This window comes from Streptomyces sp. NPDC002698, from assembly GCF_042888945.1.
In the GTDB taxonomy this organism is placed as follows: domain Bacteria; phylum Actinomycetota; class Actinomycetes; order Streptomycetales; family Streptomycetaceae; genus Streptomyces.
The window spans coordinates 13323-40262 of record NZ_JBIAQM010000054.1; the positions used below are offsets into that span (position 1 = coordinate 13323).

A 26940-nucleotide genomic window follows, 5' to 3' on the forward strand; every position below is an offset into this window, starting at 1 on the left:
GTGCCGTCGTGAGCGCTCGCGCCTTCGCCCGGGCCATCGCCGCTGTGGACGACAAGCCGCTGCTGGTCCTGTTCGACTCCTGCCGCTCCGCCGCGCAGACCGCCCGCCTCGTCGACATCGTGCCGTTCGCCATGGGCCTGTAAAACGTTCGGCTCTGCGGGCGCGGCGGATCGGCTGGGAGAAGCTGACGTCGGGGCAGCAATAGGTCCTCGACAGCGTCCTCGGACTCCAGCCGCTCACACCCGAAGAAGCCGCGGCGCAGGCGACGCGGAGGACGCAAGCCGACCGGTGGGCCACCCGCCTCGCCGCGGCCCGCCGGTTCCCCGCCCGTGAAGGGATGTGGTGGTGACGAAGGCGTTGATCAGGCTGTTGGGGCAGGGGTGACGATCGCATCCCTGGGCGGGCGACGGGGTCAGCGTTTGACGCGGTTGCGGACGGCCAGAACCGCCAGGCCCAGAAGGACGGGTTCGGTCAGTCGGGAGGTCATCTCGATGTAGGTGCCGGCGGTGGTCAGCTCCTGGTCGGCGGAGCGGAACACGACCGAGTTCAGGACGATATTCAGGGCCTTCTCGAAGCGCTCACCGGTGAACCGGTTCCCGGTGGGGTTACGCGGATCGTCCTTGCCGATCTCGAAAGTCACACGGCCGCCGCCCGGCGGAACGATGCCGGTCGCTTCCTGCTTCGGGTCGTCGCGGGGGAGCCCGAAGCCGATGAGGAGCACGATCGTGGCCAGCATGGCGGCAGCGAGCCAGAGAAGGGCTCGGGAGGCGCGCAGGCCGTAGCCGGACAGCATCCAGTAAGCGGTGAGCAGGCGCCTCTCGGCTGGAGGGATGTCGTCAGCGTTGCGGCGCATCTCCATCTCGCCGTAGTAGAAGTCGGCCGCACCCGGCTCGTGCTTGCCGTCCTCGAAGGCTTTACGCAATGCCCGGTACACCGGGGCCAGTTGCAGCGGCCCGACATGCACGGTGTCGGTACCGCCTGGTGTCCAGCCCGGGACGGCTCGCGGCCTGCACGCGCGCCAGTGATGCTCTTCGGCGAGCAGGCGACGACGAGTAAAACGCACGGGAGGCCAGCGCCGCCAATGGAGGCCGGGCGGGACTTCGGCGAACAGGCAGGCGCCCTCCAGTCGTACCTGATCCAGATGCACCGTCCCGGAGAACAGGCATTCCGACAAGTCGACGTCGGCCAGCACCAGGTGAGCGGCGTCGACCCCGCGCAGCGACGCCATCCGCACCGCCGCGTCGGCCCCGTCCTCAAGGAGGACCTCCGGTAACTGCGTGCCGCCGGCGAGTACGAAGGGATCCTGCTCTGCGGCGATCGTGAGTGGGTACTCGAAGACCGCGTGAGAAAGATCGACTGTGGCGTAGCGAAGACGCACCTCTGCCGTCGACGACCAGCGCGTCCGTCGGCATTCCAGGTGGCGGGCGGCGAACGAGAGGTTCACCGGTCCGCTGAACACCGCCCCGGACAGCACCAGTTTCGCGGCGCAGACCAACGGTCCGAGTCTGGCCAACCGCTCGAAGACCGCCCGTTCGAATCCCGCATGACTCGCGAAGGAAGCCAACTGGAACCAGGCGGCGTTCTCGAAGGTCGCCGACCCGAAATGGGCATCGCCCTCGAAAGTCGCCGACCGGAACCAGGCATCGCCCCTGAAGCTCGCCAGACGGAACCAGGCGTTGCCCCGGAAGGTCACTGACGCGAATCCGGCGTAGGCACCGAAGTTCGCCGAGCTGAACACGGCGCTGTTTTGGAAGGTCGCCGACCGGAACCAGGCGGCGCTCTCGAAGGCCGCTGACTCAAATCTGGCCTCACCGTGGAAATTCACCGACTCGAACCCGGCGTCACCTTGGAAGATCGCGGACCGGAACAGGGGGGCTCCCTCGAAGGTCGCCGACTCGAACCTGGCCTCACCGTGGAAGATCGCCGACCCGAACTGGGCATCACCCTCGAAAGTCGCTGAGTCGAACCTGGCCGAGCCGAGACGGGGGTGTCCGGTTGCCGGATCGCGGAGGGCGTCAAGGAGCGCGTTGAGGAGAGGTTCGGTGAAGGAGGTGCCGCGGTGGTCGACGTCGGAACCGGGGGCCAGGCCGGCCAGGTAGGCGTCGCGGTCGGAGTCGTCCAGGTGGGCGAGGCATGCCCTGTGGCCGGGAATTCGGATGCCGCGACAACCCACCGGGTCCCCCGGAGTCGTGCCGTGGCCACAGTGCGGCCAGCCAGGCGGAGTTGGAGACAGTGCGGGGCTCGGGTTCGGCATACCCGAAGGACGATCGAGCACACTGAAACAGTTGCAAGCCTTGCCCTCGGCCTGGTGCCACTGGCGATCGGACGATCCCGGCCCATTGCTGCGCCACCGTCCGTACCGGCACCGACGTCTTCGCCCGGCCGACTTCCGTCTCCGCCAAGACGCGTCCCCCCGAGGGACTCAACAGTCCGTCCAGGCACAGCCGTTGTTTCACAGGCCCCGCAGCCGGCGTCGGCGAACACCATGGAACGCCTCGAATTCTTCCCGTTCGCGGCCCGCACCCGGACGAACCCGGTACGGGCCGTGGCGTCACACCACGGCCCGTACCGGCCCGACTCGAGTGTGCGGCGCGCAGCGCTCGACACGCGTGCAGGGCGCTGGGTCAGCGCGCCTTCTCCAGCTTGGCGAGGGCCTTCGCGAGGCCGTTGGCCCAGAGCTGGTTCACGCGGGAGCGCTCGGCCGTGTTCGGGTAGCGGTTGGTGCAGGACGTGCCCGGGCCGCCGCCCGACATCAGCTCGCTGCACGGACCGCTGTAGTGGTCCGGCAGACCCAGCACGTGACCGGTCTCGTGGGCGGTGACGCGGATCGAGTCGTACCGCCGGTTCTGCGCGTAGTCGAGGAAGATGTAGCCGCTGCCGTGGCCGTCCGTGGAGGCGTAGGACCCGCGCGAGTCGTTGCCCTCGTAGTAGGTGAAGTCCGCACCGCTCGAGACCGACTGGAGCTTGACGTTCGAGACGGAGCTGTTCCAGATCGAGGCGGAACTCGATATCTGGGAGCGGAAACTCGGCGCCTGGGAGGCGTTGTAGTAGACGGTCACCGACTGTACGGAGGGGTTGGCGGCCTGCTTCTTGGCGACCGACTTCAGCACGGCGTCGAAGAACGCCTTGTTGCCGGCGGCCTCTTCGGCCGAGCCGGCGTACCGGACCGCCGTGGCGGAAGCGGAACCGGCCGGGGCCGAGTCCGCCGACTTGGCGCTCGCCGGGACCGCGGTGCCCAGCGCTGCGGATGCCAGACCGAGGCCGAGCGTGAGAGCCAGAAGTCTCCTGGAGGCCTTCGACTTCATGCGGGAGGACAGCATGGGGGGTGCTCCTACTCGTTCGTGTGGGGTGGTGAACGATTGGTTCAGCAGGAGTCTCGGGGAGGCCAAGGGGGTGGCGGATGATGGCATTCGGGGATAGCGCGGAGCTATCGGGGAGCCGACTCGTCAGGCTTCGTCGCGTTTTGAACATCTGGTGCGCCGCTCCGCGTCGCCCTACCCTTCCGGCATGGAGCTCGAGGTGAGGCACTTACGTGCCCTGTGCGCCATCGCCGACACGGGCAGCCTGCACAAGGCGGCCCGTGAGCTCGGTGTGGCACAGCCCTCGTTGAGCACCCAACTGCGCCGCATCGAGCGGGCACTCGGCGCGCAGCTCTTCGTCCGCACGGGCACGGGCTGCCGCCCCACACCCCTGGGCCACGCGGTGCTGAGCCGCGCCAGACCTCTCGTCGCCGAACTCGCCGCGATCGTCACGGAGACGAGGGCGGCGGTGGCCCGGGCCACGGATGAGTACACACTGCGGATCGGTGCCACGGCCAGCCGTGCCCTGCCCGGCTGGCTGCGCCGACTGCGTGCCCGTGTTCCCCGCACCGAACCCACACTCCGGATGGACGTCTCCGCGAACTCCCTGCTGCGCATGGTCGCCGGGGGGTGGCTCGAACTGGCCTTCGTGCATGAGGTCGAGGGCAGTCCTCTGTGCATCCCGTCCGGGCTCTGTCTGCGCGTCCTGGTCGAACGCGAACCGCAGTTCGTCACGCTCGCCGCCGACCACCCGGCTGCGGAACGTTCCGAGGTGCGGCTCGCCGACCTGGCCGACGACCACTGGATGGTGGACTCCACGGTCGACGGCGAGTGGGACGCGCTCTGCCGTGTCCTGCGGGACGCGGAGCTCGAGCCCGACATGCTGCACGGCGACTACCTCACGGCGTACTCGCTGGCCGCCACCGGCGAAGTCGTCACGGTCAGCCAGCCCACCGCCCGCCCGCGATCCGATGTCGTCGTCCGGCCCCTGCAGGGCGACCCGATAGGAGTACGACTGCTGCTCGCCGCCCGCTCGGAGGCTGAACTCGATCTCGGATACGACGAGTTGGTGGACGCCTACTGGGAGGCGGCCCGTCAGGCACCGGCCTACCGTGAATGGCTGAAGCGTTCGGGTACGCCGGAGGCGACGCGAGTCCTGTGTGAACCCGGAACCGGCGACACGCGGGAGACGCCCGAGCGGGTGCTCACGACGGACGGAGCCTGCCGGCTGCCGCAGGGCGGCGGGGTATGAGCTCGGGCGGAGTGCCGGGGTGCGTGAGATCGATCAGAGTCGCGTGGTCCGGCGACAGTGAACAGGCCGGGTCGGTACGGGACGCGTCTCCGGTGAGGGCGAATGCCTGGCAGCGGCACCCCCCGAAGTCCTCGGTCCGCCGTTCGCAGCCGCGGCAGGGATCCGGCATCCAGTCGGTGCCGCGGTAGGCGTTGAAGGCGGGTGACTCCTCCCAGATCCAGCGCAGGGGCCGCTCGGTGGCGTTGGGCGCATCGAGCCCGGGCAGCGTCGCCGCTGCCGGGCAGGGAAGAGTCGTCCCGTCCGGAGTGACGGTCAGCGAGACAGCGCCCCAGCCTCCCATGCAGGGCTTGGGGGTGCCGGAGAAGTAGTCGGGCACCACCCAGGTGATCTCTACAGTGCCGTCGAGTCGTTCTTTCCAGGCCTCCACCTGCGCTCCGGCGGCGGCCAGCTGTTCGCGGCTCGGCATGAGCGCGGCTCGGTTGAGCAGGCCCCAGCCGTAGAACTGTGTGTTGGCCAGCTCGATCCGGTCCGCGTCCCAGGCCACGGCGAGTTCCATCAGTGCGTCCAGGGCGTCGAGATTGTGCCGGTGCAGGACGACGTTGACGCCCAGGGGCAGGTCGCGTTCCCTGACGAGCGCGGCAGCCTGCTGTTTGGCGGTGAAGGCAGGATGGCCGGCGAGTTCGTCGGACCGGCGGGCGTCGGCGTGCTGTACGGACAGCTGGACACTGTGCAGACCGGCGTCGACCAGTGCGTCGAGTCGTTCGGCCGTCAGTCCGACGCCGCTGGTGACCAGCTGGGTGTAGAGGCCTGCGTCCACCGCGGAGCGGGTGATCCGCTCGAGGTCCTTGCGCAGCAGGGGCTCCCCGCCGGAGAGATGTGTGTGCAGGACTCCGAGTTCCGCCGCCTGGTGGAAGACGTCGGCCCACTGGGCGGGGCCGAGTTCCTGCGACCGGCGGGTCAGTTCCAGGGGGTTGGAGCAGTAGGCGCAGTGCAGGGGGCAGGCGTGGGTGAGTTCGGCCAGCAGGGCCCAGGGCGGGGTGGGAGCCGTCATCGCAGGCCGCCTTCCGTGTGGAGCTTGTTCAGGAACGAGGTGACGTCGTCGCGGATCGGGTCGGGGACGGGTTCCGGCGCGAGGGCGGCGATGATCTCGTCGACGGTGCGGGTGCCGTCCACGAGGTCGAGGACGGCCCGGCCGGAGCCGTGCAGGACGATGACCCGTTCGGGCAGGAGCAGGACGTCGGTGTGGCGGACCTGGTCGTGGCGCAGGCGCGCCGCGGGCGGGAGGCGGGGACGCCAGGTGGAAGGGTCAGGCATGGCGGCAGTCCTGGTCGGCGGCTTGCTGAACGCTGTCGAGCAGGCTCCACAGGACGTCGCACTTGAAGGACAGCGCGGCCAGCGCCTGGTGCTGCTGCCCGCATGTGGTGGCCCACGTGCGTATCCAGCCCAGGGCTTCGCTTCCGTCTCGCCGGCCCTGGGGGACGCGGCCCCGGAAGTACGAAAGGCCGGCGGACTTGATCCAGGGGTAGTACAGGGGAAAGGTTTCCAGGCGCGTCAGCATGATCGACGGAGCGCAGAGTTCCGTCAGGGACGAGGCCACGGCTTCCAGCACACCGGCGTTGCGGCAGAAGTTGACGTAGCCGTCCACGGCCAGGCGGACGCCGGGCAGGAGGTGTCGATGGTCGAGCAGCTCGTCACGGCGCAGGCCGACGGCCTCGCCGAGCTGGAGCCATCTCTCGATGCCGCCGTCCTGGTCGGTGTGTCCGTCGTGGTCCTGGATGCGTCGTAGCCAGGACCGTCGTTGCGCGGGAAGGTGGAGCTTGCTCAGGATGAGAGCGTCCTTGATGGGGATGTTGCACTGGTAGTAGTAGCGGTTGGCGACCCAGGTCCGCAGTTCGGCCGGTGCCAGCCGGCCTTCGTGCATGCGCCGGTTGAAGGGGTGGCGGTCGTGGTAGCGGCTGACCGCCAGTTCTCGCAGTCGGCGTTCCAGCTCGTCCGCGGTCCAGGGTGCCGGGCCGTCCTGGGCGGCGCGGTGGTGGGTGACGAGCCCGGTGTCGGGTGCGGCCGTGGTCATAGAGACACCACCATCCTGTCTGCGGCGACGCCCAGGCCCAGGCCGGCGAGCCGTTCGTGTGCGGAATCGTCCGGGTCCACCAGTGGATTGCTGTTGTTGAGGTGGGTGTAGAGGATCTGCCCGCCGCTTCCTTGGAGGCGGAGGGCGGTGCCGTGCGGGCCTTCGACGGGCAGGTGTCCCATGGCGGAGGCGGTGCGCCGCGAGAAGCCCGTGCGGTGGGGCTCGTCGTCGGTGAGGAAGGTGCCGTCGATCAGGGCGCAGTCCGAGTCGGCGATTTCGTCGTCGAGGCGGTCGTTCCAGGCCGCGAGGGCCGGCGCGTACAGCGCGGTCTTCCCGGTGGCTCGGTCGCTGATTTTGAGAGCGGTGCTCCAGGCCGGGTGTGCGGGTTCGTCGGCCGCGTAGCGGGGGCGTTTGGCGGACAGCGGGATGGCACTGACCTCAAGTCCGCCTATGTCTGCGGGGTGTTCGGCTCCGGTGAGGGGAAGGTCGTACCAGTTCAGCGTGGTGTAGGGGGCGAGGACCTCATCGAGGGCCAGGCGGGTGGTCAGGGCTTTGCGGACGGGTTCGGTGCACCAGATGTCGATGCGGGAGGCTTCCCTGAGCCGCAGGAGGCCGAGGGTGTGGTCGAGTTCGGCATCGGTGAGAACGACGCGTACGACGGGTGTGCGTTCCTGTCCGGCGTCGGGCCTGAGGCCGGGGTGGCTTTCGAGCTGCTCGGCGATGTCCGGTGTGGCATTGGCGAGGAACCAGGTCCCTGAGTCCGCCGGTTGGAGGGCCAGTCCGTCGTGGAGGCGTCGGCGTGAGGGGTGGCGGCGTGCCCCGGTGCAACCGGGGCACGCGCAGTTCCACTGAGGTATGCCACCACCGGCCGCTGTGCCGAGGATGCGCAGCAGCACGGCGGAGTCCCCTACTTCGTGCGCAGCGAGTAGGCGGCGACTTCCAGGGCGGTGTCGACCACCGTGAAGTCGGGGCTCTGCCAGCCCGCGGGGGGCTGGGCTGCCGGCTCGGCCGGGTGCTGGGTGCGGGGCTCGTCATGCATGGTGATCTTGCCTTCCTGTCGGGAGGGGTGATGGCGCCGTGGTGGGCGCCGGGAGCCGGCCGGCCGGTTGCGGCCGGACGTCACTTGCAGAACGGCGTCTTGCCCATGGCGGATTCGATGCCGCCGAGGAGGAGCTTCTGGAACTCGGCGGCGCCCGCGAAGGAGCCGTCGGTGGAGAAGTCCTTGGCGTCGTGACCGAGCGTGGTCAGCCAGGCCCGGCCGCCGTCGTAGTACTGGCACCAGGCGACGGGGTGGTTCTCGCCGTGCCCGGGATGGCTGTAGTTGCCGGTCACGCCCTTGGCGAGGGTGCTCTCGTCGACGTCGGCCAGGACACGCACCCGTGTCGGGGCGGGGACGAGGTTGTACCACTCGTCGGAGAAGTTCCACCTGGAAGGCAGCGACTTCGTGGAGACGTCCCTGCGGTCGACGGTTTCGACCGTGCCGGGCTGCGCGGGACCGTGGTCGTAGAAGTTGGCGTTGCCGAGCAGGCCCTCGTACCAGGGCCAGTTGTACTCGGTGCCGAACGCGTTGTGGACGCCGACGAATCCGCCGCCGCCGCGAACGTACTGCCGCAGGGAGGTCTGAGCCGCGTCGTCGAGGGCGTCGCGGCTGGTGGAGTAGAAGATGACGGCGTTGTACTTGAACAGGGTCGCGGGTGAGGCGAGTTGGGAGACGTCCTCGGTGTAGTCGACCTGGAAGCCGTTGTCCGCGCCCAGCTTGAGCACGGCCTTCTGGACGACGTTGGCATCGGCGAGGGGCGGGTTCACGCCTGTGGCGAGCACCGGGCCGAGGTTGGCGTGACGGGGGCCTGCGGTGCGGGTGTAGAGCAGGACCTTGAAGCCCTTGGTGGTGTCGAAGTTGCCCCAGTCGTGGTAGCAGCGGGCGTCGACGCCGCGGCATACGCCGTAGTCGGGGTCGCCGAGTTCCCGGGCGCCCTGGCCGGTGCGCCCCTGCGCCATGCTGAGGGTGCCGGTGGCCACCAGGGCGACGGTGATGCCGACCGTCGTGGCGGCACTGGTGAGCGCTGCGTGCAGCGGGCGCACGCGGAGTCTGGTTCTCATGGGGCGTCCTTACGTCGTTCGAAAGAGCGTGGTGGGGAGGCCTCGCGGAAAGGGGTCCGGGCCAGGAGCCGACACTGGCGTGCGGGGCTGCCGCGAAGCGGCTACGAGAGCGCGGTGCAGTGGGCGGGCGGCTTACTGGACGACGATCTTGCCGGTGTTCTGCGGGGCGACCGGGTCGTTGTAGAAGTACTCGCCGGGGGTGTCGAAGGTGTACGAGGAGGACTGGCCCGGCATGAGGAGCCCGCTGTCGAACTCGGCCTCGAAGAACGAGACCGCGCCGTGCGCGGACTTGTTGTCCGCGGGGTTGGCGAAGGTGACCGTGGTGCCCTTGGCGATGCTCAGGTGCTGCGGTGCCATGGCGTTCTGGGCCACGAGGTTCTCGGTGGCGCCGGGGGCGTTCTTCGCGTTGTCCCAGGTCCGGCCCAGCGTGATGGTGTTCTTGGCGGTGTCGCCGGTCACGGCGGCGGTCCGGATCTGGTTGCGCTTGGACGGCGGGGTGGGCGCCGTGGCCGGCTTCACGGTGCCGCCGAGCTTGAACGCCCACAGGTGGTCGCCCCTGGGGATGTCCGGGTAGGGCAGGCCGTTTCCGCCGGCGAGTACCGCGACGTACTGTTCGCCGTCGATCTCGTAGGTCAGCGGGTTGGTGTTGACGCCGGCGCCGCACTGCCAGGTCCACAGTTCGCTGCCGTCGCGGTCGTCGAGGGCGGTGAGCACGCCGTCGGGGCGGCCCTGGAAGAGCACGCCGCCGGCGGTGCTGAGGACGCCGTTGCCGTGGGCGAGGGACCACTCGCCCTCCTGGCGCCAGGCGACGGTGTTGGTGCGCGGGTCGACGGCGGCGAGGCCGCCGGCGAAGTACTCGCCGAGGGGCCGTGCGGTGTTGACGCGGCCGCCGTGGGTGTTGGAGTAGGCGGAGTTGATGAGGCCGTAGCCGACGTAGACCAGGCCGGTGCGGTGGCTGAAGGACGGGGAGGACCAGTCGGCGCCGCCGCCCGCGCCGGGGAAGATGATCGTCGCGCGGTCCCAGTGGGCCTCGAAGAGGCCGCCGGTCGGGTAGAAGGGCACCGGCCGGGTGGCCTTGTCGAGGCGCGGCTCGGTCTCGACGAAGGGCTCGCCGCCGGGGAACGGCTGGGTGGGGGCGGTCTTCTGGGCCGCGTGTTGCGGCACCGGACGCTCCTCCATGCCGTGGACCGGCTTGCCGGTGGCGCGGTCGAGCATGTAGTACATGCCCGTCTTGCTGCCGTAGACGACGATCCTGCGCTTCCTGCCCTCGATCAGGATGTCGGCGAGCACGGGGGACATGACGCCGTCGTAGTCCCAGATGTCGTGGTGCACGGACTGGAAGTGCCAGCGCCGCTCGCCGGTCTTGGCGTCCATGGCGACCAGGCAGTTGGCGAAGAGGTTGTCGCCGCCGCGGATGGAGCCGTCCGTGCGGGGATAGGGGTTGCCGAACGTCCAGTAGACGATGCCCAGTTCGGGGTCGACGGCGGGGTGGATCCAGCAGACGGCGCCGCCGGTCTTCCAGGTGTCGCCCTCCCAGGTGTCGTTGCCGTACTCCCCCGGGCCCGGGGTGCCCCAGAAGACCCAGGCGACCTCACCGGTGCGGGCGTCGAGGGCGTAGGCGCGACCGCGGGCGCCGGCGGTGCTGCCCTGGGTGCCGATGTAGACGAGCCCGTCCCAGTACACGGCGGCTCCGGCGAGACCGCCCTTGCTGCCGCCGCACTGGCCGGACGCCGGGTCGCAGCCCGGGTCGCCCTGGTCCTCGACCATCAGCTCGCGGCTCCACACGACGGCGCCGGACTTCTGGTCGAGGGCGAGGACCTTGTTGTCGCCGGAGATGGTGAACGCGAGGCCCTCACCGAGGGCGAGGCCGCGCATGTTGGTGGTGTCGGTACCGACGTTCGTCTTCCACTTCACCTGACCCGTGCGGCCGTCGACGGCGAAGACGTTCTGCTGGGTGGTGGCCAGGTAGAGCACGCCGTTCTGGGCGATGACGGCGCACTGCTGGGCGGAGGAGGTGGAGCCGTTCTCCAGGTTGACGTGCCAGGCGCCGCCGAGCTTGCGGACGTTGCCGGCGGTGATCTTCCTGAGCGAGGAGTAGCTGTGGTTGCCGAGGTTGCCGCCGGCCTTGGGGTAGTTCGCGGCGGTGGCGGCGTGGGCCTGGTCGGGGACCGGCCGGGCGAGGTTGTCGGCCGTGTCGGCCTGGGCGGGTGTGCCGTTGAGCAGGGCGACGGTGGTGGCCGTTCCGGCCGCTGTCGAGGTGAGAAAGCTGCGTCTGTCCATGGTCCCTCTTTCATGACGAGTCCTGGAATACCCGTCAGTGGCGGGGCTGAGGAGTCTCAAGTGGGGGGAGGGAAGCTACGGGGCGGATCATGGTCCGCTGTACGGTTCGGATGGTCCGTACGATGGTTGCCGATGGGCGGAAAGTTACGTTAGGGATGCGCCGGGGGTGTGGCAAGAGCTGTGACGCGGATTGTTCACGCGTCTTTCGGCTGGGGCAGGCGGGCCGGGAGGACGTCGCGCGGGATCGGGCCCTTGTTGCGGCGGCCCTGCCCGCTCTCCTCCCACGCGTGCGCCAGGATGCCCACCGAGCGGCTGAGGACGAACAGGCCGCGGGCGAGCGGGGCGGAGAAGCCCAGCTCGGCGTAGATGACGGCGGTGGCTCCGTCGATGTTCATCGGAACGGGCCGGGCGCCCGCTCGGCGTCTTTTGAGGATGTCCTCGACCGCGAGGGCGGCGTTGAGGAAGTCGCCGTCGACGACGTTGTCGGAAACCGCCTGCCGCACGAGCCGGATCAGCGGGTCGCGCCGCGGGTCTATGGGGTGGAAGCGGTGACCGAAGCCGGGAAGGTAGCGCGAGCGGCTCTGCCAGTCGGCCATGACCTCCTGGGCCGCCTCCTGCCAACTGCCGCCCAGGGTTTGGAGGTCGCGGATGTCGGTGAGCATCTCCACGCACTGCTGGCCCGCCCCGCCGTGGGCGTCGCCCAGCATGTTCACACCGGTGGCGACGGCGTTGTTGAGGCCGACTCCGCAGGTGGCCGCCATACGGGCGGCAGCGATGGAAGGGGCCTGGGGCCCGTGGTCGACACCGGCGACCAACGCGGCTTCGAGCAGGGACGATTCGCGTGGTGCGGGTGTGGTCGCGCGCAGCATCAGCCAGATGATGTCGACCAGGCTTGCCGTGCCGATGAGGTCCTGCACCGGATGGTCGCGCAGTTCGATGCTGCCGGGTTCGATGTGGCTGACCGCGGTGGCCCACCACTGTGCGGCGTCGCCGGCGTCGGCGTGAGCACTGGTCATGACGCGGCGGCCTCTCCGGCGGCCTTGGCGGCCGCGTCGAGCCAGCGGCTCGCGATCTCCTCACGGCGGGCGTTGTGTTCGCCCAGCAGCGGGGGCGGAGAGGGCGGGCCGAAGGCTTCCCCGTCGACGAGAACGCCGTTGCCCACGACATTCAGTGGCCGTCCGGGACGTCCTGGATGGCTGAGACCGGTGATGAAGTTCCGATGGGCCAGTTGTGGCTGTTCCAGGGCTTGGGGCACGGTGAGCACCCGGGCGGCGGGCACGCCGACGGCGTTCAGGTCGCGTTCCCAGTCGGCGGCCGAGCGGCTCGACAGTGCCTCGTTCAGGGCGGTGTTGAGCTCGTCGCGATGGAGCTTGCGCTGTTCCCGTTCGCCGAAACGGTCATCGGTGATCAGTTCCGGCGCGCCGGCCAGTCGGCACAGCGCCTCGAACTGGCGTTGCTGGTTCGCCGCGATGTTGAGGGGTCCGTCCAGGGCGTGGAAAGTGCCGGAGGGGGCCGCGGTGGGGTTCTGGTCGCTGAGCGGTTCGGGTGGGATCCCGCTGACCAGGTAGTTGGAGACGGCCCAGCCCATGGTGGACAGCGATGCCTCCAGCATGGAGACGTCGAGACGGCTGCCGTGCCCGGTGCGTTCGCGGTGGAGCAGGGCTGCGCTGATGGCGAAGGCTGCCATCAGTCCACCGGTGGTGTCACAGACGGGGAAGCCCACGCGCTGGGGCGCGGTCTCGGTCGTGCCGGTGATGCTCATCATGCCGGTGAGGCCCTGGACGATCTGGTCGTAGGCCGGCGCGTCGCTCATCGGGCCGTCCTGTCCGAAGCCGGAGATGGAGCAGTAGACGAGGCGCCCGTTGAGCTGGGTGAGGCGTTCGGCACCGTAGCCCATCCTGTCCAGGACACCGGCCCGGAAGTTCTCCAGCAGGACGTCCGCCCCGGACAGGAGCCGTTCGAAGAGGGCCCGGTCGGCGGTGTCCTTGAGATCGAGCTCCAGCGAGCTCTTGCCCGCGTTCTGGGCGAGGAAGGACGCCCCGACACCGTCCCGGTTGAGAGAGGGATCGGGGCCCAGGTTCCGGGCCAGATCGCCCTGGCCCGGACGCTCGATCTTGACCACCTCGGCGCCCATGAGCATGAGCTGGTAGCTGCAGTAGGGGCCTGCCAGCACGTTCGTGAGATCCAGAACGCGTATTCCGTCGAGTGGGCGAACGTGCATATGGCGTCTCCTTCCAGCGGCGCCTGCTGCGGCGCCGCTGCCGGCGTGGTTAGGTGCGCGGCCCCAGGGGGTGATGGAAGCCCTGCGAGGCGATGCGTGCGGCCGTTTCGCGCAGGTCGTCCGCGAACACCTCGATGTCCTGATCCGTGATGCGCGCGCTGGGGCCGCTCAGCGAAAGGGAGGCGACCGTGACACCCGACTGGGTGCGGATGGGCACGGCCACCGCCGTGAGGCCGATGTCGCGCTCGCCGTGGCTGGTGGCGTACCCGCGGTCGGCGGCCTCGTCGGCCCACAGCCGCAGTTGCTGCACATGGGCCACGCCGTGCGGGGAAGCGGCGGCGACCCGTTGCAGCAGCCCGTCGGTGGCCCCGATGAGCAATACCTTCGACGAGGCGCCGGCCCACAGCGGCAGTTCGTCGCCCACGCGCACCACGTGCCGCAGAGGCTGAGGGCTCTCCTGCTGGGCGACGCAGACACGGTGGATGTCGCGGCGGATCATCAGGTTCGCCGTCTCGCCGCGCCGCTCGACCAGTTCGCGCAGCAGCTTCTGCGTGTCCGGCGGCAACTCCCAGCTGGTGTGGGCCAGATGGGCCCAGCGCCACAGGCCGGGCCCGGCCGTGTAGCCACCGGGCGTCGCCCACAGCAGTCCGTACTGCTCCAGCGTCTGGACGAGGCGCACCACGGTCGTCTTGGGCAGGCCGGTCGCGTCGACCATGTCCTTGAGAGGAACGGTGGGCTGATCCTCGGTCAGCAGCGACAGGATGTCCAGAGCCCGGCGCACGCTGCGTACGCCGCCTTGTCCTTGCTCCGTGTCCATGCGCTCTCCTTCGTCAGTGGCCGGCCGCTCGGCCCGTTGTCGGGCGTGGCGCTCGAAAGGGACAGCTTCCACCAGCCAAGGTCCATTCGAAAACCGCTGGTTTCAACTTCCTCACGCCGACCTATTGCCACGGCCTCCCGGCGCCCGTACGTTACACGCCAGTCCACAGAGCAGTCCACGGAAACCATCAGATGGTTTTTTCTGGAGACGTGATGCTGCAAGACCTCCTCAAGGCCGCCGACCGGAACGACGTGGTCGAGGCCCTCCCTTACATCGCCGGATCCTGGGGCGGCGAAGGCCCTCCCACGGATCGCACCGGCCCCTATCTGAGGCGCACCGTCAGCCGCGCCCCGGCGGCGACCGAGCGCGAGATCGACACGGCGGTCGCGCGGGCCGGCGGCTACGCACGGCAGATGGCCGACCTCGCGCCCGCCGCCCGCGCCGACATCCTGGAGGCCGCCTCACGCGACGCGCTCGCCCACCGCGACCGGCTCGCCCGCCTTCTCGCCCTCGAACTGGGCAAACCCGTCAAGGACAGCCGCACCGAGATCGAACGGGTGGCCTCCACGTTCGCGGTCTGCGCGGCCGAGGCCCGCCGCGTCGACGGCGAGACCCTGCCCGTGGCCGGCTGGAACACCGGCATCGGCAACACCGCCTTCACCTACCGGGCGCCCGCCGGAGTGGCACTGGCCATCACGCCGTTCAACGCGCCGGCCAACCTCCTCGCCCACAAGCTCGGTGCCTCCTTCGCGGCGGGCAACACCACCTTGGTCAAGGCCCCGCCGCAGGCGCCGGCCGGCTCGGCCGCCGTCGTCGCCCTGCTCCTGGACAGCGGCATGCCCCACCAGGCGGTCCAGTTGCTGCACGGCGGCGGTGATGTCGGGGCCGCCCTGTGCGCCGCCGATCCGGTCAGTGTCATCAGCTTCACCGGCAGCGCCGACACGGGTGCCGCCGTGGCCCGCGCCGCGGGCCGGAAGCGACTCGCCCTGGAGCTGGGCGGCAACGCCGCCACGATCGTGTGCGAGGACGCCGACGCCGCGGCGGCCGCCAGGATCAGTGCCCGCACCGGATACAGCAACTCCGGCCAGAGCTGTATCTCCGTGCAGCGCGTCTACGTCCACCGGTCCCGCTACGCCGAGTTCCTCGACGCCTTCACCGCGGCGGTCGACGCGCTGGTCGTCGGCGATCCCCTCGACGACCGCACCGATGTCGGTTCCATGGTCGACGAGAACGCGGCCGAACGCGTGGTGGCCTGGTCGAGCGAGGCACGACGGCTGGGCGCGAGGGTGATCCGCGGCGGCACCCGTGACGGCGCCACCGCCGCACCGACCATCGTCGCCGACCCGCCCGTCCACGCCTCCGTGGTCGTGCACGAGGTGTTCGGCGCACTGGTCGCCGTCCTGCCCTTCGACGACTTCGACACCGTTCTCGACCAGTGCAACGCCAGCCGGTACGGACTGCAGGCCGGCCTGTTCACCCACGACATCACGCGCATCCTCACCGCCTGGAGACGCCTGGAGGTCGGCGGGCTGATCGTGAACGGGACCTCCAACTTCCGCCTCGACCATGTTCCGTTCGGCGGTGTGAAGGACTCCGGCTTCGGCCGCGAGGCCCCTCGCTGGCTCATCGAGGACTACACCGTCGTCAAGACCCTCGTCCTGCGCGGGCTGTCCGTCTGGGGCGACAGCCGCGAGCTGCCCAAGGAGGACTCGTGACCACCGTGACCGCCGCCGAAGCCCTCGTCACCCAGCTCGAGTCCTACGGTGTGGAGTACGTCTTCGGCACCTGCGGGCACACCAACATCGCCCTGCTCGACGCACTCGGCCCGAGCTCGATCGAGTTCGTGATCGCCCGGCACGAACAGGCCGCGGCCCACGCGGCCGACGGCTACGCCCGGGCCACCGGCCGCCCCGGGGTACTGCTCACCCATGTGGGGCCGGGCATGATGAACGCCGTCACCGGCGTCGCCACGGCCGCCCTGGACTCCGTGCCGCTGGTCGTCATCACCGGCGACATCCCCTCCTACTACTACGGCCGGCACCCGCACCAGGAGGTCAACCTCCATGCCGACGCCGACCAGACCGCGATCTACCGGCCCTTCTGCAAGCGCACCTGGGAGGTCCAGCGGGTCCAGGACATCCCGCGCGTCACCGAACGGGCCTTCTTCACCGCCGCCGCCGGCCGACCCGGCACCGTGCTGATCAATGTCCCGATGGACCTGTTCAACCGGCCGGTCGCGCCCTACGACGGCGGCCACCCGCTGCCCGGGCACCTCGGCCGCCCCGGCCTGGACGAGGCGACCGCCGACCGGATCGCCGGTGAACTGCTCGACGCCGAGCGCCCGTTGATCTACTTCGGCGGCGGCCTGCGCGGCCCCCGTGCCCGCGCCGAGCTGCTGGCCCTCGCCGAGCACCTCGACATCCCGCTCGCCCACTCCCTGATGGGCAAGGGCGTCGTCTCCGACCGTCATCCCCTGCTGCTGGGCATGCCCGGCTTCTGGGGACTGGAGAACACCCACGAACGCACCAAGGGCGCCGACGTCGTCCTGGCGCTGGCCACCCGCTTCGCCGAGACCGACGCCAGTTCCTGGGACGCGACGCACACCTGGAACTTCCCGCCGAGCCGACTGCTGCAGATCGACATCGACCCCGCCGAGATCGGCCGCAACTACCCCGTGCACATCGGTGCCGTGGCGGACGTGGAACTCGCCCTGGAGAAGATCGGCGCGGCGGTCCGGGCCCGCCGGAGCACGCCCGTCTCCCGTCCGGGCCTGCGCGAGAGCATCACCGCCGCGCGAACCGGTGTGTTCGACGCGGCACGCAAGGCCGGGCGCAGCGACAACTTCCCGCTGCGGCCCCAGCGCATCCTCACCGACCTGCGCGAGGCCCTGCCGAACGACGCGATCCTGGTCACCGACGTCGGCTGGAACAAGAACGGCGTCGCGCAGTGCTACGAACTGCCCGAGGAAGGCCGCTTCATCACTCCGGGAGGCGCCTCCACCATGGGCTTCGGCCCGGCCGCGGCCGTCGGTGTGCAGATCGCCCTGCCCGAGCGCGTCGTGGTCGCCCTCATCGGTGACGGCGGCATGAGCGCCCAACTGCCGGCGGTGCCGATGGCGGTCGAGCAGGGCGCGCCCGTCATCTTCGTGGTGATGAACAACCGCGCCCACGGAACCATCGCCGACCTGCAGGCTTCGTCCTTCGGCCGTTCCTACGGCTGCGAGTTCACCGACGCCGAGGGCCGGCCCTACAGCCCGGACTTCGCGCGGTACGGCGAGTCCTGCGGCGCCGACGGCTACACCGTCACCGCACCCGGCGACCTGCGCAAGGCGCTCGACGACGCCATCGCCCGCCGCCGCCCGGCCGTCCTCGACGTCCCCATGGTCAACGAGCCGGTGCCCACCCCGGGGCACTGGAACATCAAGGACATCTACGCCGGCCGCTTCCCCGCCGACGCTCTCTGATCCCCCCGCGTACAACGCCCGCCGGCCCGGCATCACGGTCGGCGGGGCTCGCGTCGCCTCCCCCACCCCTGCCTGCCAACCCACCGACACCGACGAGGTGACCTTCATGTCCCGCATCTCCCCGCCTTCGGCCCCACGCACCCTGCTCGCCGCCGCCATCGCCGTGGCCGCGACCCTCACCGCGTGCAGCGCGCCCGGCGACTCCGACAAGAGCGGCAGCTCCGACTCGGGCCCCATCAAGATCGCCGTCGTCGACGCCCGCAGCGGCCAGCTCTCCTCCCTGGGCGACTGGGAGTACAAGGGCGCCAAGCTCGCCGTCGACGAGTGGAACAAGAAGGGTGGCATCAACGGCCGCAAGATCCAGCTGAAGTCGTTCGACGACCAGGGAGACCCGACCACGGGCACCAACCTGGCCCGCAAGATCGCCGGCGAGCACTACATCGCGATGATCGGCACCGCCGAGAGCGCCGTCACCATCGCGATGGCGCCCGTCCTGAAGCAGGCGGGGATACCCAACATCACCTCCGGCCAGTCCGACGGGCTCGTGGCGCTGAAGAGCGAGTTCCTGTTCCTCAACGGTCCGACCAGCACCACCTACGACACCACGCTGGCGAAGTACCTGATCCAGGACAAGGGCTACAAGAAGATCGCGATGATCACGAACAACGGCTCCTACGGCACCGGTGAGCACGACGCCTTCACCAAGGCCGCCAAGGACCTCGGCGTCACCCCGGTCACCGACCAGGTCGTCACCACCGACCAGAAGGAGTTCAGCGCCGCCCTCACCAAGATCCGCGCGAAGAAGCCGCAGGTGGTGTTCATCGGTTCGGAGGAGGTCGAGGCCGGCCTCATCGTCAAGCAGGCCCGCGACCTGGGCATCACCGTGCCGTTCGCGGGCGCCGCCCCACAGGGCACCCCGGTCTTCACACAGACCGCGGGCGAGGAGGCGGCGGAGGGCACCATCGTCAGCTCTCCCTACCTCGGCAACGACGTCAGCCCGGCGGCACAGAAGTTCGCCGCCGCCTACAAGGCCGCCTACGGCGAGGACGCCGAACTGCACGGAGCCAAGGCCTACGACGGCACCAGCATCCTGCTCACCGCGCTGAAGAACAGCGAGGTGGCGACCGGCAAGAAGCTCGCCGACGCGATCCGCGCGACCCAGTACGACGGCCTGCTCGGGCAGTTCCGGTACGGCGCCGACGGCGTCGGCATCACCAAGACCAGCATCGGAGTCATCAAGTCCGGCGCGCTCGTCGCGCAGAACTGAGGACGACGTGCAAGACACCCTGCAGACGCTCGTCAGCGGTCTGAGTCTCGGGGCCGTGTACGCCCTGGTCGCGATGGGCTTCTCCCTCGTCTACCGCACGATGGGACTGGTCAACTTCGCGCACGCGGACATCGCCATGATCGGCGCGTACGCCGCGTCCACGTTCTACCTCACCTCCAAGCTGCCCTTCGCCGTGGCCATGGTGACCGCCATCGTGGTCACCGGGGCCATCGGCCTGGTCATCGAGCGGGTGCTGCGCCCGCTGGAGAACAAGGACTTCGACCTCATGCTCATCGGCACGATCGGCTTCGGCATCGTGCTGCAGGCGGTCGCCGTCCTCATCTGGGGCACCACCGGCCGCGCCGTCCCCTCGCCCCTCCACTCCGCGCCCCTGGACATCCTCGGTATCCGGGTACGCACCTACGACCTGCTGGTCATGGCGGTCGCAGCCATCGCCGTCGTCGCCCTGGCCTTCTTCCTGTCGCGCACCAAGCGCGGCGCGGCCATGCAGGCGGTCGCGATGGACCACGAGGCGGCCACCGCCGTGGGGATCGACGTGGGGCGCAGCAACGCCCTGGCCTTCGCCATCGGAGCCGGACTGGCCGCCCTCGCGGGCGGTCTGGTCGGCCCCATGCTCTACGTCGACGCCTCCCTCGGCGGCGCGCTGGGCATCAAGGGCTTCGCCGCGGCGATGCTCGGCGGTTTCGGCTCGATCCAGGGGGCGGTGGTGGGCGGCGTGGCCATCGGCGTCCTCGACTCCTACGCCGCCGGCCACTTCCAGGGTTACTCGGTCCTGGTGACGTTCCTGGTCTTCACCGTGGCCATCATGATCCGGCCCACGGGGATCTTCGGCGAGAGGACGGTCAGCCGCGCATGAAGACCCGCATCGGCACGACAGGCGCGATCATCGTCGCCGCCTGGATACTCCCCTACGGCCTGGGGAGCTACACGATCCACGTCGTGAACATCGCCCTCATCTACGCCCTGCTGGCGATCGGGATGGGTCTGGCGATGGGCGTCTCCGGCCAGATCAACCTCGCCCAGGTCGCGTTCTTCGGCGTCGGCGCCTACACGGTGGCCGTCCTCACCACCCACTACGGGTACGGCTTCTGGGCCGCGAGCCTGTTCGCCGTCCTGGCCACCGTCGTCACCGGCCTGTTCGTCGGCGTTCCAGCCCTGCGGATGCAGTCGCACTATCTGGGGATCGTGACCCTCGGTCTGGCCCTGGGATTCATCAACTGGATCACCAACGCCCACATCTCCGGCGGTGCCGACGGCATCTCCGGTGTCCCCGGCCCCACGCTGCCCGGCATCGATCTGTCCAGCGAGTACCTCTACTACTACCTGGAAGCCGTGGTCTTCGGCCTCGCGCTCGTCTTCGGCCTCTTCGTCGTCCGCACCTCGCTCGGCCGGCGGCTGCGCGCCATGCGCGACGACTCCCTGGCGGCCGGGGCGATGGGGGCGGAGATCCCGCTGCTGCGGATGACGGCCTTCCTCCTGGCCAGTCTCTACGGCGGCCTCGCCGGAGTCCTCTACTCGGGTCTCATCCGCTACGTCGCACCCGAGACGTTCTCCATCGGGAACATGTTCATCCTGCTGGCGATGGTCATCATCGGCGGCCGCCGGTCCCTGGTGGGCTGTGTGGTCGGAGCCATCGGGCTGACCCTGGTCCGGGAATGGCTCTCGGACTTCTCCACCTACGCCCAACTCGGCTACGGCATCGTCGTCGTCCTCATGGTCGTGTTCGCGCCGACCGGTCTCGCCGGCGTCCCGGCGCGGCTGCGCGGCGTGTACGAGCGGCGGCGCGGCCGGGAGTCCGTCCGCGCCGAGCTGCGTCCCTTCACGCCCTACTCCCCCGTCGAGCGTCCTGACACCGCGGACGTGCTGCTCGCGGTGGAAGGCGTCACCAAGCAGTTCCGGGGACTGCGAGCGCTCGACGAGGTGTCCATCACCGTGGACGAGGGCGAGATCCGGGGGATCGTGGGTCCCAACGGCTCAGGGAAGACGACGCTGTTCAACGTGATCAGCGGCTTCTACCGGGCGACCGCGGGCACGGTCCGCTTCGCCGGCGCCGACACCACCACCGCCCGGCCCTACGTCCTGTCACTGGTCGGCCTGTCCCGCACGTTCCAGAACCTGCGCCTGTTCGGGCAGCTGACCGTGCGGGAGAACGTCCTCGTCGCGCTCGACCGCAGCCGCACCCGGTCGATCTGGCAGTACGCCGTGTGGCAGCCGGGAGTGTGGGCGCGCGAACGTCGGCTGCGGGCGCGGGCGGACGAGGTGCTCGAGCGATTCGGGCTCGCGGACTTCGCGGACGCCGACCCCACGGCGCTGCCGTACGGCATCCAGCGCCGTATCGAGATCGCCCGTGCCATGGCGGCGCGGCCGAGGCTGCTGTTGCTCGACGAACCGGCCGCCGGGCTCAACGGCGAGGAGGTGCGGCAGCTCATCCTCATCGTCCGCTCCATCAGGGACTGCGGCACGACCGTGATCCTCATCGAGCACAACATGGGGCTGGTGATGTCGCTGTGCGAGAAGGTCACCGTCCTGTCCAGCGGGAACGTCATCGCGGAGGGCACCCCTCAGCAGGTCGTGACCGCGCCGGAGGTCATCGAGGCCTACCTCGGCGAGTCCGACCTGGCCGAGCTCGGCATGAACACTCCCGAGGCCGCCGACCGGCCCGACCGTGCGAAGGAGGCGACCTCGTGAAGGTCATCGCGGGCAACGCCGCGGAGTGCCTGAGTGTGCGGGAACTGAGCGTGCACTACGGCGGGGTCCAAGCCGTCGGCTCCATCGACTTCAGCGTGGAGCCCGGCCAGTCCGTCGGCATCATCGGCGCCAACGGCGCCGGCAAGACCTCCACCCTCAAGGCGCTCATGGGGCTGGTCCCGCGCAGCGGCGGCAGCGTCCGTCTCGGCGACAAGGACCTCACCCGGGTCAAGGCCCGCGACATGGTCCGCCACGGTATCGGCTACGTCCCCGAGGGCCGGCACGTCTTTCCCGGGCTGTCGGTCGAGAAGAACCTCCTGCTGGGCGCCTACTCCCGCGCCTGGGACAAGGAGACCCACCGGCAACTCGAGGAGATCTACGCCCTCTTCCCGGTGCTGAAGGAGATGCGCGAGCGTCTGGCAGGGGCACTCTCCGGCGGGCAGCAGCAGATGCTCTCCATCGGCCGCGCCCTGATGACCCGTCCGCGTCTGCTGGTGCTGGACGAACCGTCCATGGGCCTGTCGCCGAAGCTCGTCGGCAGCATCCTCGACGTACTCCTGCGGTTGCGCGAGGAAGGGCTGAGCCTGCTCCTGGTGGAGCAGAACGCCAAGCTCACCTTCGGGGTGACCAGTCACTGCATCGTGATGGAGAACGGTCAGGTCGCCATGCGCGGCACCTCCGCACAGCTCAGCCATGATCCGCGGGTGCGGGAGGTGTACCTGGGCCTGTAAATACCGCCGCTACTGACACGCCGACCACCGATCGATGCGTGCCTGCGCCGCGGGCCCCGACCGGGGGTGTACCCGGTCGGGGCGGCGGACGAAGCGGGCAACTCCCTGCGCCGGTGCTCGCCTCTGCCGGACAGACGGTCAGGGCACTGCGCTCACGCCTGTGACACCACAGGCTCCTGCCGCGCGGCGGTGCCCGTCAGGTAGGTGACGACCATGTCCCCGAGCATGGTGCGCAGCCGGTCGCGGTGCACCGGCGCGAGCAGGTCACAGTCGAACAGCGCCGCGAAGGTGTGCCGGTTGGCCACCGGAAAGACACAGAACGAGCTGATGAAGGCGTGCATGCCGACCGCGTCGACGTCGGCGGTGATCCGCCCGCTCTCCCGCCCCCTGCGCAGGATCCCTTCGATGACCGTGAGCGCCGGGGTCCGCAGGTCCCTCAGATGCCGCGACCGGGCCAGGTGACGTCCTCGGTGGACGTTCTCGATGCTCACCAGGCGGACGAAGTCGGGGTGGGCCTCGTGATGGTCGAAGGTCAGCTCCGCCAGTCGGCGCATCGCCTCGATCGGGTCCTGCTCATCGGCGTCCAGCAGCAGCTCCTGCCGGCGGATTTCACGGTAGGCCTCCTCGAGGACGGCTGTGAACAGGCCTTCCTTGCTGCCGAAGTAGTAGTAGATCATCCTCTTGCTGGTGCGGGTGCGGGCGGTGATCTCGTCCATGCGCGCGCCAGCGTACCCGGCTTCCGCGAACTCCGCTCTGGCTGCCGCGAGTATCTCGCGCCGTGTGCGGTCCGCGTCGTGCGGACGGTGCCGGTCCGGTGAGACGGCCGTGCCCATGTGACCCCCTCGCCCGCCCCGGGCCGGAGGCGCGGCGTGTCCTGGGCGCGGTCGGGGCATCCGTGCCACTTCCCGCAGCGCGCCGATCCTGGTATTGATAACGAACCAGTTCGTACATTACTCGTGTGGAGTCCGGATGAACCAGCACTCGTACCTGGTCGGGTTGATTGCGCCGGGAGCCGAGTTCTCGGTCAGCTCCGAACTCCACCGCCGCGAAGCCGAACGCCACCGCCTGCGCTACCTGTGCCGACACCTGAACTGCCGGCGGGACTTCGGCACGCTGCTGGACGACTGCAGGGTCTTCGGGTTCTCGGGACTCAGCGTGGCCGCCTCCACCGATCACCCGGTGGAGGCCCTGGACGGACTGTCCCGGGACGCCGCCAGAACAGGAACGGTCACCACCGTCATCTACGCCACGGACGGCCGGGCCACCGGCCACGACACCGGCATGGACGCCTTCACCACCGCCTTCGCACGGAGCCTGCCGGACGCCGCGCTCTCCCGGGTCGTACAGGTCGGCGCGACGGGTGCCGGGGTGTCCACCGCCCACGCACTCGCCGAACGCGGCGTGGAACACCTGACCCTGATCGACACCGACCCGTCCCGGGCCTCAGCCCTGGCCGAGGCCGTGAACCGGCACGCGGTGCACCGTCCCGCCACGGCCCATCCGGTCGAGGTGCTCGACCGTCACCTCAAGCAGGCCGACGGACTCGTCAACGCCCTCCCGCCCACGGAGGAGTCCGACCGGTTGGCCCAGGTGCTCGGCGAGTCGCTTCGTAGCGACCTGTGGATCTGCGACCTCGACCACCGCCCTGGCCCCGGATCGCTCGCGCGGACGGCACGGGCCCTGGGGTGCCCGGTGCTGCAGGGCGGGAGCCTGCTGGTCCACGCGGCAGCACGGAACTTCCAGCTCGTCACGGGCCGACAGGCGCACACCTCGCACATGCTCGGGGACTTCGCCGACCTGACGGCCGAACCGGCCGCTCACAGCTGAAGCCGGACTGCGATGCGCAGGAGCAGCACTTCGGTCACGCGGACGCGTGCTCGACCCGCGCACGGCCCCGGCAAGGCCGCACGCCGGTCCCGGAGAGTCACACGGCACGGCCGAACTGTCCCACCAGAGCGACCACTTCGCGTCACTGGGCCCGAGGCGCCGCACAGGGCGTCCTCGTCACAGCTCGCAGGGAGCGAATTCGAAGCACGGTGATGCCGGGAGGGACCCGCCCGCGCTCCCCGGCACCGGCGCATGGACGGAACTCGGGGGCCGGTCTTCTATTGCCTCGGAGCACGATGCGGCGGAGGTCGTCCCGGCCGACCAGGGCCAGGCCGCGGCCGAACCGCTCACGCAGGCCGGCCGCGACGGACGACTTCCCTGAGGCGCTGTTGCCGCGGACCACGACCAGCCGGGTTTCTTCGGTGCCCACCATCAGGGCCTTCACGCCGAATTCTTCTTCGACGCCCCGGACTCGCGCAGTACCTGCGCCCTGGACAGAACGGCACCCACGCCGGCCGCGGCCGCTCCGGAGCGAGCGGAGCGGCCGCGGTCGGCGTGATGGTCGGCGGGGCATGACGGGCGTGGGCCCCGTGAGCGTCAGCGGGCCGTGCCGAAGTCCTGCGTCCAGTAGTTGCCGGGCTGCGCCACCCCCACACCGATCTCCTTGAAGCCGCAGTCCAGGATGTTGCGCTTGTGGCCGGCGCTGGCCATCCAGCCCGCCATGACCTGCTCGGGCGTGGAGTACCCGTACGCGACGTTCTCGCCGTAGGTGCTCCAGAGGTAGCCCGCGCGCGTGATCCGCTGTCCCGGGTCGGACCCGTCGGAACCGGTGTGCGACATGGTGTTGTGGCTCGCCATGTCCGCGCTGTGGGCCTGGGCGGCCTGCGAGAGCTTCGCGTTCAGCGCGAGCGGGGAGCAACCGACCTTGGCGCGCTCGCTGTTGACCAGGGCGACCACGCGGGCGACGGCGGGGGTCGCCGTGCCTGCGGCGGGGGCCGTGGTGGTGGGCGGCTTCGGTGCGGCGGTCGTCGAGGAGGGCACGGCGGTCGGCTTCGGCGCGGCGGCGGTCCTCGTCGGGGCGGGCGGGGTGGTCGCCTTCGAGACGGGCGCCTTGGGCTTCTCCGGGGCGGGCGCCTCAGTCCTGGGAGAGGTCGTCGGCGAGGCCGAGGCCGAGGGCGAAGCCGTCGCCGTGGGCTTCGCGGTCCGGACGTCCCGCCCCCGGTGCCCGTCCCAGGACGCCTTCTTCCCGTCCGTCCGGTGCCCGTCCCAGGACACCTTTCTCCCGTCCGTCCGGTGTCCGTCCCAGGACGCCTTCCTCCCGTCCGTCCATGGACCGCTGGACGTGGCGGTGACGGCCTCGGCTCCTTCGTCGCCCATGCACGCCATGGCGGCCGACGGCACCGCCACCGCGCCCATCGCCAGGACGGCGACGGCTATGGGCCGGCGGCGCGTCTTCCTGCCGTGCTTCCGGTGGTTCCTCATGCGGACCTCGTTCGGTCGACTCTCCTTGCGCCTCCGGCGGGCTCGGTTTCGCACAGACACTGCGCTTGACCTGCTGGGACGCCTTGCGGGGCCGTCATTGTTAAAAGCCGCGGGAGGTCACGACAACGGGGGCTTCCACTACCTCGCCTAGTAGGCGAGGGCATCCTTGAATCCGGCCCGGGATTGTGCCGGGCCGCCGCGCCGGACGCCGACGTCGCCTGACCCTCCGTCAGAAGGGCGGCGGAAGCGGTCCGGCGGCTCGAAGCCGGTGACCCGGGCCGACGACTCCGGCCGAGATGCCGCGTATGCCTGTTTCCATATGCCAGATCCGCCTATATCCGCCACGCGCCACGTACTATCGCGGCACGTTGATGGGGACCGGGCACGTGAGGGATGTCACTGACTCGCCCCACAACCCTTTCGGTGCCCGGCGTGCGGGGGTGCAGTCAGGCGGCGACGACCGTGCGCAGGAGCGCGTCGAGGCCGCCGGCGTAGACGCCGTGACGTCGTCGACCGGCCCCCAGCCCCTCGCCCTCGACCGGGTTCTGCCGCAGCGTCTGCGGTCCCTGGCCCAGTCGGTCGGCCGGGAGACCGACAAGGAGCATGGGTCTCCAACGGGAGCAGGTCCGCCCGACTGAGCCAGTTGGCGGACCGGGGTCAAGGGGGCTCGGTCTGGACGGTTCCCATGGCCAGGGCTGCATCGATTCCTGTCAGCGAGTGCATGACCGCCGGGGAAGCCCAGTCGATCCATGCCGACGTCAAAGGCCCTTCAGGACACGATCAAGTGCGGACCGGCCCGCGGACCCCCAGTTCGGCTTGCCGCCAGGCAGGCCGCGGTCCCCGTTCTGGCCCATCGACATCAAGAACAGGCTCTTCATCGCGGCCAGTCCGCGCGCCCGTCGCACCGCTGCCTCGTCCGCCTGCGCGTAGCTGTCGAAAAACCGTGAGGCGCCGCCCGCAGGAAGGAGCAGCCAGGCGGCCGCGAGGTCCCACGCCGGGTCGCCGGCGAAGAGTGCGCCGAAGTCGACGACACCCGCCAATGTCCCGTCCGCGACGACGACGTTCGCGGGATGCAGGTCGCCGTGTACCCACACCGGTGGGCCCTCCCACGCCGGGGCCGCCACCGCCTCGCCCCAGACTTCACGGATCTCGTCGGCGAGGTCGGTAGGGGCAACAGCCTGGAAGAAGTACTCGAAGCCGTCCGTGCAGTCCTTGGGATGAGCACCGAAGTCCGAAACGGTCGGTGCGTCGGCGGGCGCCTCCACGTGCAGCGCCCGGAGGAAGTCCGACAGCGTCTCGGCCGCGTGGTCGCCACGAGTGAGATCATTTCATCCTGATCTCGCAGGTCACGGGGCTGGTGTGGGGTGGGAGTGGCGGACTCGTGCGGGTCAGGAACTTGATCGTTCCGGGGAGATCGTCTG

24 protein-coding genes and 2 pseudogenes are annotated in these 26940 nt (G+C 70.0%); 9 read left to right on the forward strand and 17 right to left on the reverse strand.

Features of this window, described 5'->3' with window-relative positions; all coding sequences use genetic code 11:
• The first annotated feature begins 8 nt into the window (after nt 1-8).
• Nucleotides 9-143, forward strand: coding sequence for a hypothetical protein (locus tag ACFYW9_RS38370; RefSeq protein WP_389159690.1), 135 nt, complete (start codon nt 9-11; stop codon nt 141-143).
• 269 nt (nt 144-412) lie between these two features.
• On the opposite strand, the gene ACFYW9_RS38375 is transcribed toward ACFYW9_RS38370, so the two are convergent.
• Together ACFYW9_RS38375 and snpA are read right to left on the reverse strand one after the other, a co-directional pair.
• Entirely contained in the window at nt 413-2173 is a 1761-nt protein-coding gene (locus tag ACFYW9_RS38375; RefSeq protein WP_389159691.1) for a pentapeptide repeat-containing protein, read from the reverse strand.
• A 451-nt stretch (nt 2174-2624) separates the two neighbouring features.
• Nucleotides 2625-3320, reverse strand: coding sequence for a snapalysin (gene snpA / locus ACFYW9_RS38380; RefSeq protein WP_351870328.1), 696 nt, complete (start codon nt 3318-3320; stop codon nt 2625-2627).
• Between the two features lie 187 nt (nt 3321-3507).
• Here snpA and ACFYW9_RS38385 point away from each other — a divergent pair, with 187 nt between their 5' ends.
• The gene (locus ACFYW9_RS38385; RefSeq protein ID WP_389159692.1) at nt 3508-4551 is read left to right on the forward strand and encodes a LysR family transcriptional regulator; all 1044 of its coding nucleotides are present in this window, start codon (nt 3508-3510) and stop codon (nt 4549-4551) included.
• On the opposite strand, the gene pqqE is transcribed toward ACFYW9_RS38385, so the two are convergent.
• The 10 genes from pqqE to ACFYW9_RS38435 form a co-directional block, all read right to left on the reverse strand.
• Nucleotides 4505-5602 (reverse strand): pyrroloquinoline quinone biosynthesis protein PqqE, encoded by a 1098-nt coding sequence (pqqE, locus tag ACFYW9_RS38390; protein WP_389159693.1) that lies wholly within the window; start codon nt 5600-5602, stop codon nt 4505-4507. The genes ACFYW9_RS38385 and pqqE overlap by 47 nt on opposite strands.
• Nucleotides 5599-5865 (reverse strand): pyrroloquinoline quinone biosynthesis peptide chaperone PqqD, encoded by a 267-nt coding sequence (gene pqqD, locus ACFYW9_RS38395; RefSeq protein WP_389159694.1) that lies wholly within the window; start codon nt 5863-5865, stop codon nt 5599-5601. Before pqqD ends, pqqE begins: the two co-directional genes overlap by 4 nt.
• Entirely contained in the window at nt 5858-6622 is a 765-nt protein-coding gene (gene pqqC / locus ACFYW9_RS38400; protein ID WP_389159695.1) for a pyrroloquinoline-quinone synthase PqqC, read from the reverse strand. The genes pqqD and pqqC overlap by 8 nt, the downstream gene beginning before the upstream one ends.
• Nucleotides 6619-7518 (reverse strand): pyrroloquinoline quinone biosynthesis protein PqqB, encoded by a 900-nt coding sequence (gene pqqB / locus ACFYW9_RS38405; RefSeq protein ID WP_389159696.1) that lies wholly within the window; start codon nt 7516-7518, stop codon nt 6619-6621. The genes pqqC and pqqB overlap by 4 nt, the downstream gene beginning before the upstream one ends.
• Before the next feature lie 11 nt (nt 7519-7529).
• Nucleotides 7530-7661 carry a pyrroloquinoline quinone precursor peptide PqqA gene (pqqA, locus tag ACFYW9_RS38410; RefSeq protein WP_389159697.1) on the reverse strand — a complete coding sequence of 44 codons (132 nt, stop codon included), beginning with the start codon at nt 7659-7661 and terminating at the stop codon, nt 7530-7532.
• 80 nt (nt 7662-7741) lie between these two features.
• On the reverse strand, nt 7742-8722 hold the full coding sequence (locus tag ACFYW9_RS38415) for a ThuA domain-containing protein (RefSeq protein ID WP_389159698.1): 981 nt from the start codon (nt 8720-8722) through the stop codon (nt 7742-7744).
• A gap of 132 nt (nt 8723-8854) precedes the next feature.
• A complete protein-coding gene (locus ACFYW9_RS38420) occupies nt 8855-11002 on the reverse strand; it encodes a PQQ-binding-like beta-propeller repeat protein (protein ID WP_389159699.1) in 2148 nt (715 codons plus the stop codon).
• A 194-nt stretch (nt 11003-11196) separates the two neighbouring features.
• The gene (locus ACFYW9_RS38425) at nt 11197-12018 is read right to left on the reverse strand and encodes a citryl-CoA lyase (protein ID WP_389159700.1); all 822 of its coding nucleotides are present in this window, start codon (nt 12016-12018) and stop codon (nt 11197-11199) included.
• Nucleotides 12015-13223, reverse strand: a complete 1209-nt coding sequence (locus tag ACFYW9_RS38430) for a CaiB/BaiF CoA transferase family protein (protein WP_389159701.1) — start codon at nt 13221-13223, stop codon at nt 12015-12017. The genes ACFYW9_RS38425 and ACFYW9_RS38430 overlap by 4 nt, the downstream gene beginning before the upstream one ends.
• Before the next feature lie 49 nt (nt 13224-13272).
• Nucleotides 13273-14040: an IclR family transcriptional regulator gene (locus tag ACFYW9_RS38435; protein WP_351870360.1), complete on the reverse strand. Its 768-nt coding sequence runs from the start codon at nt 14038-14040 to the stop codon at nt 13273-13275.
• A gap of 212 nt (nt 14041-14252) precedes the next feature.
• On the opposite strand from ACFYW9_RS38435, the gene ACFYW9_RS38440 reads away from it, so the two are divergent.
• The 6 genes from ACFYW9_RS38440 (at nt 14253) to ACFYW9_RS38465 (ending at nt 22210) form a co-directional block, all read left to right on the forward strand.
• On the forward strand, nt 14253-15755 hold the full coding sequence (locus tag ACFYW9_RS38440) for an aldehyde dehydrogenase family protein (RefSeq protein ID WP_389159702.1): 1503 nt from the start codon (nt 14253-14255) through the stop codon (nt 15753-15755).
• The gene (locus ACFYW9_RS38445) at nt 15752-17503 is read left to right on the forward strand and encodes a thiamine pyrophosphate-binding protein (RefSeq protein ID WP_389159703.1); all 1752 of its coding nucleotides are present in this window, start codon (nt 15752-15754) and stop codon (nt 17501-17503) included. The genes ACFYW9_RS38440 and ACFYW9_RS38445 overlap by 4 nt, the downstream gene beginning before the upstream one ends.
• Before the next feature lie 106 nt (nt 17504-17609).
• Entirely contained in the window at nt 17610-18770 is a 1161-nt protein-coding gene (locus tag ACFYW9_RS38450) for an ABC transporter substrate-binding protein (protein ID WP_389159704.1), read from the forward strand.
• Nucleotides 18771-18777: 7 nt separating this feature from the next.
• Nucleotides 18778-19647: a branched-chain amino acid ABC transporter permease gene (locus ACFYW9_RS38455; RefSeq protein ID WP_389159705.1), complete on the forward strand. Its 870-nt coding sequence runs from the start codon at nt 18778-18780 to the stop codon at nt 19645-19647.
• Nucleotides 19644-21479: an ATP-binding cassette domain-containing protein gene (locus tag ACFYW9_RS38460; protein WP_389159706.1), complete on the forward strand. Its 1836-nt coding sequence runs from the start codon at nt 19644-19646 to the stop codon at nt 21477-21479. Before ACFYW9_RS38455 ends, ACFYW9_RS38460 begins: the two co-directional genes overlap by 4 nt.
• Complete coding sequence (locus ACFYW9_RS38465; protein ID WP_389159707.1) at nt 21476-22210, forward strand: ABC transporter ATP-binding protein; 735 nt, start codon at nt 21476-21478, stop codon at nt 22208-22210. The genes ACFYW9_RS38460 and ACFYW9_RS38465 overlap by 4 nt, the downstream gene beginning before the upstream one ends.
• A gap of 152 nt (nt 22211-22362) precedes the next feature.
• Here the strand turns inward: ACFYW9_RS38465 and ACFYW9_RS38470 are convergent, their stop codons facing one another.
• Nucleotides 22363-23043 carry a TetR/AcrR family transcriptional regulator gene (locus tag ACFYW9_RS38470; RefSeq protein WP_389159708.1) on the reverse strand — a complete coding sequence of 227 codons (681 nt, stop codon included), beginning with the start codon at nt 23041-23043 and terminating at the stop codon, nt 22363-22365.
• A gap of 136 nt (nt 23044-23179) precedes the next feature.
• Here ACFYW9_RS38470 and ACFYW9_RS38475 point away from each other — a divergent pair, with 136 nt between their 5' ends.
• Nucleotides 23180-24037 (forward strand): saccharopine dehydrogenase NADP-binding domain-containing protein, encoded by an 858-nt coding sequence (locus tag ACFYW9_RS38475; RefSeq protein ID WP_389159709.1) that lies wholly within the window; start codon nt 23180-23182, stop codon nt 24035-24037.
• A gap of 271 nt (nt 24038-24308) precedes the next feature.
• On the opposite strand, the pseudogene ACFYW9_RS38480 reads toward ACFYW9_RS38475, so the two are convergent.
• The 4 genes and pseudogenes from ACFYW9_RS38480 to ACFYW9_RS38495 all read right to left on the reverse strand — a co-directional run.
• Nucleotides 24309-24470: pseudogene (locus tag ACFYW9_RS38480) on the reverse strand (kinase); the annotation flags it as partial.
• 164 nt (nt 24471-24634) lie between these two features.
• Nucleotides 24635-25519 (reverse strand): CAP domain-containing protein, encoded by an 885-nt coding sequence (locus tag ACFYW9_RS38485; RefSeq protein WP_389159710.1) that lies wholly within the window; start codon nt 25517-25519, stop codon nt 24635-24637.
• A gap of 446 nt (nt 25520-25965) precedes the next feature.
• Complete coding sequence (locus ACFYW9_RS38490; protein ID WP_389159711.1) at nt 25966-26124, reverse strand: hypothetical protein; 159 nt, start codon at nt 26122-26124, stop codon at nt 25966-25968.
• Between the two features lie 153 nt (nt 26125-26277).
• A pseudogene (locus ACFYW9_RS38495) lies at nt 26278-26841 on the reverse strand (phosphotransferase); the annotation flags it as partial.
• Between the last annotated feature and the right edge of the window lie 99 nt (nt 26842-26940).